Source organism: Corynebacterium sp. MSK012 (assembly GCF_030232435.1).
Lineage (GTDB): Bacteria > Actinomycetota > Actinomycetes > Mycobacteriales > Mycobacteriaceae > Corynebacterium > Corynebacterium jeikeium_D.
This window is the reverse complement of sequence record NZ_JASPJU010000007.1, coordinates 46,788-63,222: the sequence shown is the minus strand read 5'-3', so window position 1 is coordinate 63,222 and position 16,435 is coordinate 46,788. Positions and strand designations below refer to the sequence as shown.

The following is a 16,435-nucleotide window of genomic DNA, read 5'->3' as shown; positions in this document are numbered from 1 at the left end:
TGGGCGTTCCTCCTTGTGGTGGTTAGAACTTGTGGTGGTTAGAAAGTTCAGCTTTACTCAGCGGATGCCGTCTCAGTTGCAGTGGAGCCCTCGGCGTCCATCTCTGCAGCCTGGTCGGTGTTCTCAGCGGCGGACTCGATCGGAGCGTCGCCTGCTGCCTCGCGAGCAGCGTTGGCCTCGCGCTCAGCGCGAGCCTTGCGGCCCTCTTCAACAGCGGTGGAGATGATGCGGGTCAGCACGGAAGCAGCGCGGATTGCGTCGTCGTTGCCCGGGATCGGGAAGTCAACGTCATCCGGGTCGCAGTTGGTGTCCAGGATGGCAACAACCGGAATGCCCAGCTTCTTAGCCTCGGCGACAGCGATGTGCTCCTTGTTGGTGTCAACAATCCACAGTGCGGACGGAACCTTGGACATGTCGCGAATGCCGCCCAGGGTGCGCTCCAGCTTGGTGCGCTCACGGGTCAGCATCAGGATTTCCTTCTTGCCGCGACCCTCGTAGCCGTTCTCAGCAGCGTCCATTGCCTGAAGCTCCTTCAGGCGAGCCAGGCGCTTGGAAACGGTGGCGAAGTTGGTCAGCATACCGCCGAGCCAGCGGTGGTTGACGTATGGCATGTCAACGCGCTCTGCCTCGTTCTGAACGGCTTCCTGAGCCTGCTTCTTGGTACCGACGAACAGGATGTTGCCACCGTGAGCGACAGTCTCCTTGACGAACTCGAAAGCCTCGTCGATGTAGGTCAGGGTCTGCTGCAGGTCAATGATGTAGATGCCATTGCGCTCGGTGAAGATGAAACGCTTCATCTTCGGGTTCCAACGACGGGTCTGGTGACCGAAGTGGACACCTGCATCGAGCAGTTCTCGCATGGATACAACAGCCATGTCATATTCAGGGAAGATCCTCGCGTCCAGCCTGACTAGGGCTGCGGCTGCTTCCCTTCCTTTCTTATCCGATATAGGTGGTTACAGTTCACGCACAGGCTTTCCCTGTGCCCTAGCGCTCCCCCGCTGCCTCACACCCGACAGATATCCTTGCCGAGCACCCGTGAACCAGCCGGAATGGGTCGCGCGCGTAGTCTTTGTGCTAATGACCGCCCATTAAGGCAGACACCGCGAGCGTCATCTTATCTGATACATCGCACAGGTCGCAATATCTGACACGCCCTGCTATCCACAGGACAAAAAGTCATCCACAGCTAGAACCGTTTGCAATGCACTGCCGCTTGTCGACGAGTGCAGCGTCCGCCACACTATCGCGCATGACGACCAAGCAGAGTTTCAAGCGCTCGCTAATGCGCACATTAGCGCTATTCGTGCTCGCTGTCGCGCTAACAACACCCCCAAGCCCACCTGCAGCTACCGGCGAGCCAATATCCGCTAGTGCGCATACCTTCCCTGTGCACGGCAAAATACTACGCGACTACGCCCCACCGGAAAAACGCTGGCAGCCTGGACATCGCGGAGTAGACCTGAACGCCTCCCCGGGTCAGCCAATCCGCGCCTCAGCTCCCGGTGTGGTGCATTTCGCCGGTTCAATCGCCGGAATGACGTCCGTGTCAATCATGCACGCCGATGGCATCCGCACAACCTATCAGCCCATAGATACCGCGTTAGAAAAGGGAGACCACGTGGCCGCTGGCCAGGTGATTGGTCATCTTGTGGTCAACGCCAAACATCCCGAACCGGGCCTGCATTGGGGCGCACTGCGCGGCAAAGACTATCTCAACCCACTGGATTTGATACAGCGGAGACCAATCGTGCTCAAGCCTGTACGCAATTAAACAACCCTGCGCGATTAAGCGCGCGGATGTGCCCGCTTGTGTACTTCACGGAGGCGGTCCGCTGAGACGTGGGTATAAATCTGCGTGGTCGCCAGACTCGAATGACCGAGCATCTCCTGCACCACACGCAAGTCAGCGCCACCTTCCACCATGGCTGTGGCCGCAGAGTGCCGGAGCGAATGCGGTGAAACATCAGCCCATTTATGAATCACTCGGCGCGCCTGACGAGGATTCAATCTACCTCCACGCACACCGAGAAAAAGCGCATGTTCGGCCTGTGCGGAAGCATGAAAGCTTCCACGCACCTGGAGCCAGCCTTTGAGTGCCGCCTCCGCTGGTACACCGAAGGGCACGATGCGCTGCTTGTTCCCCTTACCCACTACCGAGATGATGTGGCGGGAAAAGTCCACATCAGAGACGTCGGCCTTGCACAGCTCCTCTACACGCATCCCAGTGGCATACAACAGTTCCACAATGGCCAAGTCGCGAGCCGCAACTGCGCTGTCCTCGGAGGAGACTTTCTCGATTGCCTCCTCAACCCTCTCCGGCGAGAGCACTTCCGGAAGATGCTGATGTTTCTTCGGCGTTGACAGCCGCAGCGACGGATCAGCATCGAGAATTTGCCGAGCTACGAGCCAACTACAGAACTGGCGAATGGACGTCGTTAAGCGAGCCAGCGATGACCGCGCAGCACCCTCCGCATGCTTCGCGCCGAGGTGCGCACGGATGACAGGGGTGGAGAGTTCACTGATGTGGTCCAGGCCGGCGAGGAGGGGGATGAGATCGGCTCGATAGGCACGGACGGTTGCGTCAGAGAGTCTGCGGGAATAAGTCAGCTCATCGAGAAAATCCATGAGCACGGCCTCAATATTGGCGGATAACCCGAGATCCGGCTCAGTCCTGTCGTCGTTATTGGTTGCGCGCTTCACGGTTCTGACCTTAGTAGATGCACACCGCGAGACCTCACCAGACAGCGGAAAAAGGCAGTGACTCCGACTTTCGCCAGAGCCACTGCCCTATTGCCTCACCCATGTCACAAGCCCGTTTCCGTAACAGTTACTTAGGCTTGCCTTGCCTATATTACTGAGCGTACAGAGAATTGCAATACCTAATTCAAGATTTTTTCGAGATTCTCTGCAGAAGGCTTTATTAGCGCCTCACTAACGCTTCTGTTCCTGGCGCAACCACCCACCCTCCACCCGACTGGTCAGCCCCCGTCCCTGCAGCTCCAGCAACAAATGTGTCGTAAGCGCCACGGCCAATCCCGCCTGCGCTGCGACTTCTCCCACCGGCGTTGGCTCCGCAGAATTCAGAGAGTCGTAGACAGCGAGCTCGTTTCGAGAAAGCTTCTGCACCGCCGACTTTTCCCACAACAATTCAAGCTGAGCATCCTCATTCACTGTGCCAACTGACCGATACAGCGACCGCACATTATCGGCACTACACACCAGGACAGCCTCGCCACTGCGGATTAGGTCATGACAGCCAGAGGTAGTTTGCAGCGTCACCGGTCCCGGCACTGCTCCCAAGGGCTTGTTTAGCCTCACTGCCCAGTGCGCTGTGTTGCGCGCCCCTGAACGCCAGCCCGCCTCGACGATTGTGGTTGCTCGCGATAGGGCCGCTACCAGACGATTCCTAGTCAAAAACCGATGCCGCGCAGGTCGCACCCCCAGTGGATACTCCGTAATCAGCGCACCCCGCTCTGCAATCCCGTCGAAGAGTTCTGCATGCGCCCGCGGATAGTCAACCCCTACACCACCGGCTCCGACCACAACCGTAGTGCCGCCAGCGTCGAGCGCAGCTCGATGCGCCGCGGCATCAATACCCAACGCACCACCACTGATGACACTAACCCCCGCATTCGCGAACTGCCCCGCGAATTGGGCCGCCACCTGTGTCCCGTAGCTGCTGGCCATCCGCGTTCCGACAATCGCCACCGCTTCACTGACCACGTCCCGCAAGTCACGGCCACGCACCCACAGCGCAAGTGGTGGTGCATCGGCGCGGTCACGGACTTCGAGCGTCGTAAAGCAGGACAGCAGCTCCCCCGGCCACTCTGGGTGCCCCGGATAAATAAGACGCCACCCCATCGCTGCCGCCAGCTCCAAATCGTGGCCGCTCTGGTCAACGTCGGCTCGCGCCTGCGTCGTATTGAGCAGACCTTCCGGCAGCCCGGCGCGAGCCTTGATCCTCTCTGCTACCTCTACCGGCCCAAACTCCGTCACGAGCCGCACAATCTGCGGATGCGTCGCCTCTACCACACGATTCAGGTAAGCCCACGCGTGAATTTCGTCCATTTCTCCCCCTTGATAATGGTTCGGTTGTATTAGCCGCCCTCGCGGTCATGCAGCTGGCAGGCGCGTTGCACGTGCTCGAAGGTAAACGCGTCTACTCCCCCGAGATCTGCGAGCGTCCACGCCACTGCGATTACTTTGTCCACTCCCCGCTGGGTAATCTCTCCGTTCCTCAACTGGAAGTCCAATAACGCCATCGCTTCTTCGTCTAAGCCCGCGTGACGACGGAGAAGCGAGCGTGGCACACTCGCGTTGGTGACGGCTGCTTCGTCGGCAAGCCCCAGGGCCTGCCACCTATGGCGGGCACGGTCACGTGCGGCCTGTACCCGATCGCGAACGGCCGCGGAGGGCTCATTGTGTGCTTTGTTTTTAATTCCCAGCTTGGCCCCGGCAGGACTGAGCGTGACGTTGAGATCCATGCGATCGCGTAGCGGGCCCGATAATGCGCGACCATGCTTGGCTCGCTCGGTACTAGAACAGGTGCATTCGCTGGCATACGCCGCCCCACACCGACAGGGATTGGTCGCCATGACTAGTTGTGTTCTCGCCGGAAAAGTCACTCGATGGTGCGTACGCAGGTGGACGACCACCCCGTTTTCCATCGGCATCCGCAACGCATCCAATACCGCCGGGCGCATGAGGGTGATTTCGTCCAAGAAGAGCACCCCATGGTGGGCAAGGCTAATCGCGCCGGGCTTGGGCACAGCACCGCCGCCGACTAGCGCTGCCACAGTCGCGCTGTGATGTGGAGCCACAAACGGCGGATGTTGGACAAGAGTGTCCGCAGTATCGAGCGCTCCGGCCACCGAATGCAGCGCGGTGACCTCCAGCTGCTGCCACTTCTGCAATGGCGGCAGAATTGTGGGCAAGCGCTCAGCGAGCATGGACTTCCCAGTTCCCGGAGAACCCTGCATGAACAGATTGTGCCCACCTGCTGCGGCTACCTCGAGGGCGAAGCGCGCCTCAGGTTGGCCATCGACATCGGCCAGGTCTACCGAGAAGGCTTGTTCGCTGGGGTCGTCGTTAAGCGCGGTCGTCAAACCTGAGCCGGTGAGTACCCAGCCCCATAGCTGTGTGAGGTCGGCTGCGGTGCAGACTGCGATGCCGTCGACGAGCGCGGCCTCGGCGGCGTTGGCGGCGGGGACGACAACCCAACGGGCACCGGCCTCGCGGGCGGCAAGAACTTGCGGCAGCACTCCACGCACCGGTCGAATGGAACCGTCGAGCCCAAGTTCGCCAATGAGAACCGTGTGGCGGAGACGACCTCGGGCCTCCATGTCATCGCTGGTTGCGATAAGGATGGCGCAGACGATGGCGAGGTCAAAGCTAGTGCCGTGCTTGCGGATATGCGCCGGCGACAGACTCACCACGACTTTTGTCTTCGGCCAGGGCAACTGCGAGTTAGCAACCGCCGTGCGCACGCGATGTTTGGCTTCTCCGACGGCGGCATCGCCGAGCCCACCGATATACATTCCCGGCAAGCCACGCCCAACATCGGCTTCCACCTGCACAATAGTTCCTTCAATGCCGCTGAGGCTGACTGCAAGAGCTGTACCGACAGTCATCTAGCAGTCCCACATGATCGCGTCGCTGATTGCGGGAATGTACGTAACTGCAACGACTGGAGGACCGGACGAAGGGCTGGACACTGTGACTTCTGCGCAGTCGATAACTACGGACTCTAACCAGTAGGTAGAACTCTCTGACAGCCACTGTGCCGCCGCCTTGCGCAAATGACGAAGCTTGGCTGCTGTGATGGACTCTCTGCCGTCCCCAAACTGACTACTTCGCGAGCTGCGCCGCGTTTTTACCTCCACAAAATGCAGCCTGCCGTCAACATCTTCAGCAATAAGATCGAGCTCATAGCGCCCCACCCGCTCATTCCGAGCAATAACTTCCCACCCCTGATCCTCCAACATCTCGGCGACGAAATCCTCCCCAAACGCGCCGAGCTGTCTCGTGGTTAGTTCTTCAAAGCTCTGTGTCATAGCCCCCGGTCCCCCTGGTTCCCCGTTGAATTGTGCCTAGGCTGTTTAGTGCCTAGACTTTTGCCGCCTTGGCGGTTCGGAAACACTCTTGCACAGCGGGCATGACAAAGGCCTTCCGATAGATGCTCGGAAGGCCCAAACTGTGGATAATTTTTCGACTGTGGATAACTGTTAGCAGCTAGCTATACCAAGAGATGAAAAGCTATAAAAGCTACGGCAGTCGTAGGTCAGGCTTATCCAGTTCCTCGATATTGACATCCTTGAAAGTGATAACGCGCACGTAGCGGACAAACCGAGCCGGGCGATGGACATCCCACACCCACGCATCCGACATCCGCAGCTCGAAATAGACCTCGTTTTCGCTGTTGTGCGGAATCAGCTCCACAGCATTAGCAAGGTAGAACCTGCGCTCCGTCTCAACAACGTACGAAAACTGACTAACGACATCGCGGAACTCCTTGTACAGGGATAGTTCAACGTCGGCCTCGTAGTTTTCTAGATCTTCTGCGCTCACGACCGCGACGGCTCCTTCGAGTGTTTACATGTTGCTCTTTTTGTACATGTTGGTCTATTCGGGGTGCTCAAGATACTCCGCGTGTGCCAAGCGCACATTGCGGTATGACCACCGATGCTCCGGGGTTGCGCCATGGCGTGAAATCGCTTCCATATGCGATGACGTGCCGTAGCCCTTATGCCCCGCCAGACCATAATCCGGATACTTCTCCGATAGGTCAACCATAATGCGGTCGCGGGTGACTTTGGCTAAGACACTCGCAGCAGCAATACATCGGCAAGCGGAATCACCACCAATCACGGGCAAATAGGGTGCCGTGAAGCCAGACACTTTGAGTGCGTCGGTAAGCACATAGCCAGGACGCTGTCCCAACCCGGCTACCGCGCGGCGCATTCCAGTGACATTCGCGTCCTGAATGCCGAATTGGTCGATGTAGGACGCGGGAATCGTCGTCACGCAAAAAGAGGTAGCGAAGCGTTGGATGAGCGGAAAGAGCCGTTCACGTGCGGCCGGCGTGAGCTTTTTAGAATCGGTGAGCTTATCCAGCTCTGCGATAGGGCGTTCTGGAAGGCAGCAGGCGGCGATAACTATCGGGCCTGCACAGGCGCCGCGACCAGCCTCGTCGACCCCGGCTACAGGTCCAAAGCCGCGCTTTGCCAGCGCGACCTCTATCGTGCGCGACTGCTTCAGCCTCCGCAGTTTCGGCGCCGGCGGCGTGAGCAGACTGTGCTGACTAGTTGTGCTGGATGTCCGGATCATCGACGCCACCGATGCGGTTAAACGGCAGGATGATTGCCTGCACCTTGCCGACGACGTTATCCAGCGGCACAGTACCCTGCAGCTCGTCGCCCATGTGATAGCGAGAGTCCGCAGAGTTGGTGCGGTTATCACCCATGACCCACAGATTCCCCTCCGGCACTGTTACCGGCCCGAAGTACGGGCCACCACACTGCTCTGAGCCAAGATTATCCACCACCGGCTTGTCTGCCGGAGTTTTAATGAAATCCTGCTCTGTCATCTTGCCGTCAACCATGATGCCGGGATCTCCTGGGCGACACTGCACAGTCTGCCCACCCGTAGCAATCACACGCTTGACCAACGCATTTTCATCCGGCGCAACAAGGCCAATCCAGGAACCAACCGTCTGCAGCGAGTTCGCCACCGGGTTAGTTGAACGCTGTGACACGTAGTTACTATTCCAGGACTCCGGGCCATTAAAGACGACAACATCGCCGGGCTTGGGATCTGAGAACTGGTAGGAAACCTTATCCACCCAAATGCGGTCACCGGTGCACCCGACACATCCGTTGAGCGTCGGCTGCATCGACTCGGATGGAATCACGTAGACGCGGCCGATAAAGGACTGCACACCGGCACTGATGAGCAGGGCAATCACGATAATGATTGGAATCTCGATGTACCACGGAGTGTGCTTTTCAGGCTCCTCGTCGAGTTTCCGGAAGCCTTTCAAGCCTTCAGTACGGTCTTCTTTTTGGCCGTCAGTCTGTTCGCGAGAATCGTCGTCGGTCATGGGAAAAGACTATACGCGATAGAAAAATCCCCACCGAGCTCAACACTCGATGGGGATTATTTTGCGCCAAAAGACTAGCGGCGCTCCTTGATGCGTGCAGCCTTACCGCGCAGGTTGCGCAGGTAGTACAGCTTCGCACGGCGAACGTCGCCCTTGAAGACAACGCGAATCTCGTCGATGTTCGGGGAGTGCACCGGGAAGGTACGCTCAACAGCGATACCGAAGGATACCTTGCGGACGGTGAAGGTCTCGCGGACGCCGCCGCCCTGACGACGGATAACGACGCCCTTGAAGACCTGAATACGCTCGGTCTTACCCTCGACAATCTTTACGTCGACCTCGACGGTGTCACCAGCGCGGAACTCCGGAATGTCGTCGCGCAGGTATGCTGCATCAACCTTGTCAAGAATGTTCATGGAAACTTATTCCTTTACTTTTTGCATAGACAGAGGACCCTGGCGGCGCTTTCCCACAGAGGGACGCTCGGCCGGTTCATGCCCGAAACAGGTAAAGCTGCCTATAAAGACAACCTGGAAATTATTACACACCCCCTGGTCAGAAACCAAACTCTTCCATGTTCGGCGGGTCTTGCGGGTCTTGGGGAGCTTCCGAGTCTTGGGGGTCTTGCGGGTTGGGAGTATCGGTGTCTTCTCCCCTGCGCGCTTCCTCGACCAGCTTCCGTGATTGCTCTATCAGCTCCTGGCGATACTCGTTATATTCTGCCAGCGCCTGCGTCATCCGCAGTCCCCGTTTGTCGAAAGTGTAGCGCCCGTGCCCGGCAAGCGGCCCGTCTTCCAGGCTCACCGCCTTTTTGCCCGTGCTTGACGACGTCCACAGTTCCACCCCATCCCGATCACGTGCAACATTCCACAGACCAGCTGTTTTCATGTTGTGGTGCCGGCGGCAGAGGCAGTGGAGGTTCGGCGTTTCTGTTGCCCCGCCCTCCTCTGGGTGCTCTTTGTCGTACGGCTCAATATGGTCAATGTCGCAGAGCTCCGCGGGTACATCACACCCCGGAAAGCGACACGTTCCGTCCCGACCTTTAACGAAGGCTCTCTGACTTTCGGTTGGGGCGTAGCCCTCCGCGGTTTCGTCGGCAAGCATACGAATATGCGTGACCTTATCAATCCACGCCTGCGTAGCTAACTGCGAGATCCAGCCAACGCCGCCAAGCCAGGCGGTGCGGGGACGCTCCTCTGTGGCAGGACAGTATAGGTTGAGTACGATTTTTGCCTCGGCGGTGCCGCGGATGAGGTGTGTCAAAGCTTCGACTCGAGTGCAGCCAGCTGAGCTGGAGATGGACTCGAGGGTGGTTTTGAATTCGAGAGCGCGGGTCTTTTCCAGCTCCATAAAAACTTCCGCGAAGTTGTCGCTCTCTTCAAAACCGATACTCTCTCCTACTATTTCGCGTTCTCCTGCAGGAAGCAGCGGATCGACATCACCCGGAAGGTTTTTGGGGCGAAGCTGAGGTTCAATTTCTTCGATAACCCGTTGCAGGAATTTATGTAGGCTGCGAACTCCCCGGAGTGCCTCGCCATGCTTTCGGGGAATGACAAAGCGGGCAATTTCTTCTTCAACAGCTGCACGCACCTCTGGATCGTGGAGCGGCGCTGTCGCGCGAGCAATGGTGATCAGATGCGCAAAGGGCAAATGAGCTCGAGCTTTAATAAAGGCACCCAGCCGGGGCATACGCGCTAACTGAATGCCGACCTCTACATACTCGAGCGCCTTACCGCGGGAAATACCCAACTCGGGTGCGATTTCAGCAATGTATGCATCCACATCAATCTCAAGCGACTTCGGCGTGCAACCGCAAGCTATACCCAGTTCCAGGCGATTGCGTTGGATACCCGCCACCGCCAACTGGTTCGTGGATGACTCGTGGAAAAACTGCGGCGCTTCAGGCAGCAGAGCCGCTTGGTAAACATCGGACGGTTGTTTGGCCGGACTATCTTTTTCAGACATTGTTCCCCCAAAGCCCCAACCCCGCTCAGTGTCGATAACCAGTGAATACCACTAGCCCAACGCCAAGAAGAGAAGCTCAAGCACTTTGTTCTTGATGCCTCCATTTTAGCACACCCATTCGATTGCGCAACCCCTTTAATAAAACTTTTTCGCTTGTACATTCGAGTGAATTGTTGAGCGTGTTATCAAATGTCACGAGGTGCATCTTCTGGCGAAACTCCGCGCACACTAAGACGGCACGCTACAACCGCTCGCTACAACGTCACGCTGATACAGCACTCCAATAACGACCGCTGCCGACCGTTGCTACAAAGCCCCCCCCCCAACTGCTAGATTGTCTCCATGCAGCAGATTCCACGCTTTGACCCCTGGATTGTTCGAGGAACAATCATCGCCCCGTGCGTTCTGGCGATTGCACAGCTTCTGTGGGTAATTGCCATTTCCGACCGACTACCGGAGCAGTTAGCAACGCATTGGAGCGGTAGCGGCACTCCCAACGGTTTCATGCCGCCAATTCAAAGCACATTGATTATGGCCATCATCGTCATCGCATGTGCGCAGATCGGTTGGCTCGGTGCAAAGACCAGCACGCCGCTTGTCGTGCGCAAGCCAATTGCAATAACCAACCTCGCCCTCTGCGGCTTCTTAATCGGCATTGAATTCGCGATTATCATCCCGCAGATCGGCACGACGGACCCTACGACCGCCCGAATCGGCTGGATCTATGCAATAGCCGGCGTCATCATCGGCCTAGTAGCGGCCCTGCTCGTGACGCGCCGCCTCAAGGACTACTCCTCGCTTACCGACGCCACGGTCACCGAGCCGACATCGCCACAGTTGCCCCATCGAGAAGGAGCCCCGACTCCCATCGATGTCAGTGTGACCATCTCTAAGGGGGTCAAGGTCACCCTCGCAGTCTGGTGCGTGGTGTCTGTAGCGCTCGCAGTGTTCCTGCCAAGCCTCGGCATTGTTTTTCTGCTGTGCACGCCGCTATTCCTCATCGCATATGAAACCGGCATGACACTAGACACGGACCCGAAGACAGATTCCATTACCGTTTTTAACGGCTGTGGACCGCTGAAGATGAAACACCCCATTGAGCTTCGAACCATCAAATATGCGAAGCCGGCCACTTATAACTGGGCCGACGGTGGCGGTATTGGGCTTCGACTTGGCAATGATGGCCGCATCACCGTGGCGGCACGGTCAGGCGAGGCAGTCAAGATTGAGACCTCGGGGTCCGATTACACCATCGTCGTACCGGATGGAATGGCTGCGGCTGTCGCGGGTGAGATCAACAGCCGCATCGACGCTATGCGCCAATAGGCTATGCGCTAATAAATCAAGCGCTAACAGATCAGGAGCTAAAAGCCTGCCCTGCGCAGCGCGTCGGCCATGGAACCGCCCTGCTTCTTGTTCTGGGAACCGCGCTTGCGCCCCTTGCCGCGACCATCACCACGACCATCACGGCGACCGCCGTCACGCTTTGGCTTGGCATCCGAGGCGTCGTCGTCAAGCCTGAGCGATAGACCGATGCGGTTGCGTTCGACGTCAACGTCGAGAACCTTCACCTTGACCACCTCGCCCGAGCGGACGACCTCGTGCGGGTCGGAGACGAAACCGCGGGCCATGTTGGAGACGTGGACGAGGCCGTCCTGGTGGACTCCGACGTCGACGAAGGCGCCGAAGGCCGCGACGTTGGTGACGGTGCCCTCGAGAATCATGCCGGGCTGAAGATCGGAGACCTTCTCCACGCCTTCCTTGAAGGTGGCGGTGACGAACTCGGGACGCGGATCGCGGCCGGGCTTGTCCAGCTCGGTCAAGATGTCCTGGACGGTGGGCAGGCCGATACCTGCGGACTCGTCGACGAAGTCTGCAGCACGCACCTTGGACAGGACACGGGAGTTGCCGATGAGCTCCTGGACACTAACGCCGGTCGAAGCGGCGATGGCATCGACGACGCGGTAGGACTCCGGGTGCACGGCGGAGGCATCCAGCGGGTTGTTAGCGCCGTGGATGCGAAGGAAGCCTGCGCACTGCTCGAAGGCCTTCGGGCCAAGACGCGGAACCTTCAGCAGCTCCTTGCGGGAGGTGAAAGCGCCGTTTTCGTCTCGGTAAGCGACGATGTTGTCCGCAACAGTCGAGGACACGCCAGCAACGCGACCGAGCAGCGGCGCAGAGGCGGTGTTGACCTCCACGCCGACAGCGTTGACGGCATCCTCGACCACGGCATCGAGAGAGTGCTCGAGCTTGGTCTGGGAAACGTCGTGCTGGTACTGGCCGACACCGATGGACTTCGGATCGATTTTGACGAGCTCAGCAAGCGGGTCCTGCAGGCGGCGGGCAATCGATACGGCACCGCGGAGAGATACATCCATGTCCGGGAACTCAGCTGCTGCCAGGGACGATGCGGAGTAGACGGAAGCACCGGCCTCAGAAACCACCACAGGGGTCGGCTTTTTGCCGCCGGCCTGAGCTATCAGGTCAGCGATTTCGCGGGCCAGGGTTTCGGTCTCGCGGGAAGCGGTGCCGTTGCCGATGGCCATGAGCTCCACGCGGTGCGTGGCGCAGAGAGTGGCCAGTTGCTCCTTGGCGCCGGACCAGTCATTGCGCGGCTGGTGCGGGTAGACGATGGCAGTGTCGAGCACCTTGCCAGTGGAGTCGACAACGGCGCACTTAACACCATTGCGGTATCCCGGGTCCAGGCCGAGAGTGGCGCGCTGGCCAGCCGGTGCGGCCAGCAGCAGGTCACGCAGGTTACGGGCGAAGACATCCACGGCTTCGGCCTCGGCGCGCTCCTTCAGTCGAGTGCGGGCATCGAGGGCAGCGGACACCTCCAACTTGGTGCGCCAACCGAAACGAACGGCCTGGTCAATCCACTTGGAGGTACCGCCGTCGGGAAGCTCAAAGGCCTCACGGATCATGTGCTCGTAGGTCTCATCCTCACCCGCATCGATGTTGAGCGTCAGGATGCCCTCGGCCTCACCGCGCAGCACGGCCAACACGCGGTGGCTAGGCATGGTGTCCAGAGGTTCGTTGTGCTCGAAGTAGTCACGGTACTTCGCACCCGCAGTCTCCTTGCCCTCCACCACGGCAGCGGCGGCGGAACCGGAGGACCACACCTGCTCACGGACAGAGCCAACCAAATCAGCATCGGTAGCGAAGCGATCGACCAAGATGGCACGGGCACCGGTCAGAGCGTCCTTCGCATCCTTACCAGCTGCCTCGCCGTACTTAGTGGCCAGAGTCTCGGGGTCCGCGGCTGGGTCGGCCAGCAGCTCCTCCACCAGCGGTTCGTACCCGGCCTCACGTGCAATATCGGCCTTGGTCTTGCGCTTCTTCTTGTACGGCAGGTAGAGATCCTCCAACCGCGCCTTAGTGTCGCAGGCGAGGATGGCGGCCTTCAGGTCGTCGTTAAGCTTTCCCTGCTCTTCGATAGCGGCGAGAATCGTTTGCTTGCGATCTTCTAGTTCGCGCAGGTAGACGACGCGTTCCTCGATGAAACGCAGCTGTGTGTCATCGAGTCCGCCGGTTACTTCCTTGCGATAGCGGGCGATGAAAGGCACGGTGTTGCCTTCGTCGAGAAGCTTGATAGCGGCGGCGACGGCACTTTCGGCAACGTCCGCACCAGTGGCGGCGAGTTCTCGGGCAATTACTGATGAAATCACCCGGGCAACTTTACTATCGTGGAAGTACCAATTGGCGAACGCCCCACAGAAGGCTCGCAGTAATCACCGGAAAAGGAGCCCCATGAAGCAGAAACTCTGTGCCGAATACCTGCGCATTTCCGATGAGGAGGCAGCGCGGTTAGTTGAGGTCGCAGCACCTGCGGCGACCAGCGACGGCGGCACGGCGGGGCTTGTTACCGACGGCGCGGAGAAGATTATCCTGCAGCACTTCGTCGACGTTCCGGACGAAGATGCCCTGGACATCGACACGGACTGGGAGTCCCTGCTGCGCACGTTGACCGGCAATCCCATCGACGGCCAGGCACTCGGCGACCCGCTGGCGGAGGCCATCCTCGGTGCCGACCGCGTCTGCCGCAAGCCGCTGTCTGCAGTCATCCGCGCCGATCGCGTCGGCGACGTGCACCAGACGCTGGCAAGCATCGATCTTGCCGCCCGCATCACGGACAATGGTTCGCTTATCGACGAAGCCACTGCGACACAGCGGTACCGCGAACTCGTGGCCTTCTACGAGGAGACTAAGGCAGCGCGTAGCGCCGTGCTCGTGGCCATCTCCTAAGAACTAGCAGCGCAACTGCTAAGCCGATAACTCCGGCGATGAGGCCGCCGATAACATCGGTGAGCCAGTGCGCCCCGACCCACACGCGCGACAGTGCCACAGCGCCGATAAGCGCGATGATGGCCAGGTCGAGCAGCTTGCGGGCTGTGCGGCGCAATACGGGGATGGCAAGCTGCATCGCGGCCATGCCACTGGAGGTAACCGCTGCCACATGTGCAGAAGGAAACGCCGCATCGTGCAGGTTGACCAGTGAGAACTCCTCTCCCGGTCGGTCGCGGTCCAAAAACCACTTCATGGCATAAGTCACCGCAATTGACGAACCGAATGACGCCGGCAGTAGCAACGCCCACGCACGGAAGCGGAACCACAGGAGTGCCGCAGCAACAAGCGTGACCGGCGCGATGTAAATCGGCCGGATAATCTCGCTCAAAGCCAGCATCACACTATCGACGCGGCCATCCCGCGCCCCATGCAGGTCACTGACCCAGCCCGCAAACGACTGATCCATACTCCCCGCCAGCTGCGTCTGAGTGAACCACGCCAGCGCCCCAAGGACAGCTAGCCAACCAATGACGTGCCGAGGTCGCGCAATTCGAACACGTGCCACTAGCAGTTCTCCTCGGTTACTTCCCCAATGACTCCCTGGATTATTTCCCGGTCACGGGCGCTGAGGTCGACGTCGGCAAGCAAATCGGGACGACGTTCGGCCGTGCGGATGAGCGATTGGTCGCGCCGCCAACGGTCCACCAGCGCGTGATTGCCGCTGAGGAGAACGTCCGGCACTGTCAGTCCACGCCACTCGCGCGGCTTGGTGTAGGACGGCCCTTCGAGCAGACCGTCAGAGAAAGAGTCCTCCTCGTGGCTTTTGCGATTGCCCAACACACCCGGGATCAACCGCACGACGGACTCCGCAATCACCAGCACCGCCACTTCCCCGCCGATCAGCACATAGTCCCCAATAGAGACCTCACGCACGCGGTAACGATTAGCGGCATCATCAATAACTCGCTGGTCGATGCCCTCGTAGCGCCCGCACGCGAACACAATGTGCTCCTCGTGTGAGAACTCCTGCGCCATCTGCTGCGTAAACGGCTCGCCCGCCGGGGTCGGGACGATCAGCAGGGGCTTCGCTGAATCTTCTTCGCTTAACGACGGCACTTCCGCTGCAGCATAGGAAGATTCCTCGACCAAGCCCAGTTTCTGATCATGGCGGACATTGTCCAAATGTGGCACCGCGGACGTGAGCGACTGCTCCGCTTTCAGCGTCGCCACCTCGTCGAGGGCGGGGCCCCAGACATCCGGCTTCATAACCATGCCGGGGCCACCGCCGTAGGGCGAGTCATCCACGGCTTGATGTACACCTGGCGCCCAGTCGCGCAGGTTGTGCACTCCGACACTCAAAATGCCCTGCTCAATTGCCTTGCCCAGCAGCGCATGACGCAGTGGCTCGAGGTACTCCGGGAAGATTGTGACTACATCGAGACGTAAGCTCACAGCTCCAACAGTCCTTCCGGCGGGGTGATGGTGACAGTAGAATTCTCAAGGTCAACTTCCGGAACGATGTCCTCTACCAGAGGGATGAGTACCTCCCGGGCCCCGTCGTCAAGCGTGACTTCAAGGAGACGATGAGCGGGCGCGCGGACGATAGAAGTGACCTCGCCTATATCGGTGCCGTTATGGACTACGCGCAGGCCTTCAAGTTCAAAGTCATAAAAGTCCTCGTCTTCGAAGACGGGCTCGGCATAAAACTTCATACCCCGATGACGCTCGGCCTCATTGCGGCCCGGAATCTCCTCGAAGCGAATCAGCAAACGCCCCTGGTGCGGGCGTGCCGTTTTCACAGTCAGCTGTTCCTCACGGCCGGCCTGTACACCCAACAGCGTGGCCCCGACTGCGAAACGCCCTTCCGGATCATCCGTTGTCGCATCGACGACGACTTCCCCGCGCACACCGTGGGGCTTGATCACTCGGCCAATAAGCACCATGTCAGCTACCGACACGCGCACACTCCCTCTCTTATAAAGGCTCTGTAAAACACCCTGCGTAAAGCAAAAAGGCGCCACCCAACACTTCGTCTTGAAGTATAAGGTAGCGCCCGGATTAGCTAAGCGGCGTACTCAGCGT

General features: G+C 59.2%; 17 protein-coding genes. 3 read left to right on the top strand and 14 right to left on the bottom strand.

Going from position 1 to position 16,435, the window contains the following annotated elements:
* Window positions 1-53: 53 nt before the first annotated feature.
* Window positions 54-875 (bottom strand): 30S ribosomal protein S2, encoded by an 822-nt coding sequence (rpsB, locus tag QP977_RS05935; RefSeq protein ID WP_040360682.1) that lies wholly within the window; start codon window positions 873-875, stop codon window positions 54-56.
* Window positions 876-1,252: 377 nt separating this feature from the next.
* Here rpsB and QP977_RS05930 point away from each other — a divergent pair, with 377 nt between their 5' ends.
* Window positions 1,253-1,774 carry a murein hydrolase activator EnvC family protein gene (locus QP977_RS05930; protein WP_065421708.1) on the top strand — a complete coding sequence of 174 codons (522 nt, stop codon included), beginning with the start codon at window positions 1,253-1,255 and terminating at the stop codon, window positions 1,772-1,774.
* Between the two features lie 14 nt (window positions 1,775-1,788).
* On the opposite strand, the gene QP977_RS05925 is transcribed toward QP977_RS05930, so the two are convergent.
* From QP977_RS05925 to QP977_RS05885, 9 genes are all read right to left on the bottom strand, one after another.
* Window positions 1,789-2,643, bottom strand: a complete 855-nt coding sequence (locus QP977_RS05925; RefSeq protein ID WP_070652971.1) for a tyrosine recombinase XerC — start codon at window positions 2,641-2,643, stop codon at window positions 1,789-1,791.
* A 291-nt stretch (window positions 2,644-2,934) separates the two neighbouring features.
* Complete coding sequence (gene dprA / locus QP977_RS05920; protein WP_070652940.1) at window positions 2,935-4,071, bottom strand: DNA-processing protein DprA; 1,137 nt, start codon at window positions 4,069-4,071, stop codon at window positions 2,935-2,937.
* Between the two features lie 29 nt (window positions 4,072-4,100).
* Window positions 4,101-5,633 (bottom strand): YifB family Mg chelatase-like AAA ATPase, encoded by a 1,533-nt coding sequence (locus tag QP977_RS05915; RefSeq protein ID WP_049170772.1) that lies wholly within the window; start codon window positions 5,631-5,633, stop codon window positions 4,101-4,103.
* Window positions 5,634-6,056 (bottom strand): YraN family protein, encoded by a 423-nt coding sequence (locus QP977_RS05910; protein WP_065421646.1) that lies wholly within the window; start codon window positions 6,054-6,056, stop codon window positions 5,634-5,636.
* 211 nt (window positions 6,057-6,267) lie between these two features.
* Entirely contained in the window at window positions 6,268-6,570 is a 303-nt protein-coding gene (locus QP977_RS05905; protein WP_005509529.1) for a DUF2469 domain-containing protein, read from the bottom strand.
* 54 nt (window positions 6,571-6,624) lie between these two features.
* On the bottom strand, window positions 6,625-7,329 hold the full coding sequence (locus tag QP977_RS05900; protein WP_224783775.1) for a ribonuclease HII: 705 nt from the start codon (window positions 7,327-7,329) through the stop codon (window positions 6,625-6,627).
* Window positions 7,304-8,101, bottom strand: coding sequence for a signal peptidase I (lepB, locus tag QP977_RS05895; protein ID WP_070767565.1), 798 nt, complete (start codon window positions 8,099-8,101; stop codon window positions 7,304-7,306). Before lepB ends, QP977_RS05900 begins: the two co-directional genes overlap by 26 nt.
* A 74-nt stretch (window positions 8,102-8,175) precedes the next feature.
* Window positions 8,176-8,517 (bottom strand): 50S ribosomal protein L19, encoded by a 342-nt coding sequence (gene rplS / locus QP977_RS05890; RefSeq protein WP_048761860.1) that lies wholly within the window; start codon window positions 8,515-8,517, stop codon window positions 8,176-8,178.
* A 139-nt stretch (window positions 8,518-8,656) separates the two neighbouring features.
* Complete coding sequence (locus tag QP977_RS05885) at window positions 8,657-10,066, bottom strand: HNH endonuclease signature motif containing protein (RefSeq protein ID WP_049170763.1); 1,410 nt, start codon at window positions 10,064-10,066, stop codon at window positions 8,657-8,659.
* 342 nt (window positions 10,067-10,408) lie between these two features.
* On the opposite strand from QP977_RS05885, the gene QP977_RS05880 reads away from it, so the two are divergent.
* On the top strand, window positions 10,409-11,392 hold the full coding sequence (locus QP977_RS05880; protein ID WP_048735516.1) for a DUF1648 domain-containing protein: 984 nt from the start codon (window positions 10,409-10,411) through the stop codon (window positions 11,390-11,392).
* A 38-nt stretch (window positions 11,393-11,430) separates the two neighbouring features.
* Here QP977_RS05880 and QP977_RS05875 read toward each other — a convergent pair whose 3' ends face one another.
* The gene (locus QP977_RS05875) at window positions 11,431-13,734 is read right to left on the bottom strand and encodes a Tex family protein (protein ID WP_070767137.1); all 2,304 of its coding nucleotides are present in this window, start codon (window positions 13,732-13,734) and stop codon (window positions 11,431-11,433) included.
* Window positions 13,735-13,816: 82 nt separating this feature from the next.
* Between QP977_RS05875 and QP977_RS05870 the strand changes: the two genes are divergently transcribed.
* Complete coding sequence (locus QP977_RS05870) at window positions 13,817-14,311, top strand: DUF1877 family protein (RefSeq protein ID WP_049171521.1); 495 nt, start codon at window positions 13,817-13,819, stop codon at window positions 14,309-14,311.
* Here QP977_RS05870 and QP977_RS05865 read toward each other — a convergent pair.
* From QP977_RS05865 to rimM, 3 genes are read right to left on the bottom strand one after another with little or no spacing between them, the layout of a single operon-like run.
* Complete coding sequence (locus QP977_RS05865; RefSeq protein ID WP_049171524.1) at window positions 14,271-14,918, bottom strand: phosphatase PAP2 family protein; 648 nt, start codon at window positions 14,916-14,918, stop codon at window positions 14,271-14,273. The genes QP977_RS05870 and QP977_RS05865 overlap by 41 nt on opposite strands.
* Window positions 14,918-15,805 (bottom strand): tRNA (guanosine(37)-N1)-methyltransferase TrmD, encoded by an 888-nt coding sequence (gene trmD, locus QP977_RS05860; RefSeq protein WP_049171525.1) that lies wholly within the window; start codon window positions 15,803-15,805, stop codon window positions 14,918-14,920. Before trmD ends, QP977_RS05865 begins: the two co-directional genes overlap by 1 nt.
* A complete protein-coding gene (gene rimM / locus QP977_RS05855) occupies window positions 15,802-16,296 on the bottom strand; it encodes a ribosome maturation factor RimM (protein ID WP_049171609.1) in 495 nt (164 codons plus the stop codon). The genes trmD and rimM overlap by 4 nt, the downstream gene beginning before the upstream one ends.
* Window positions 16,297-16,435 lie beyond the last annotated feature (139 nt).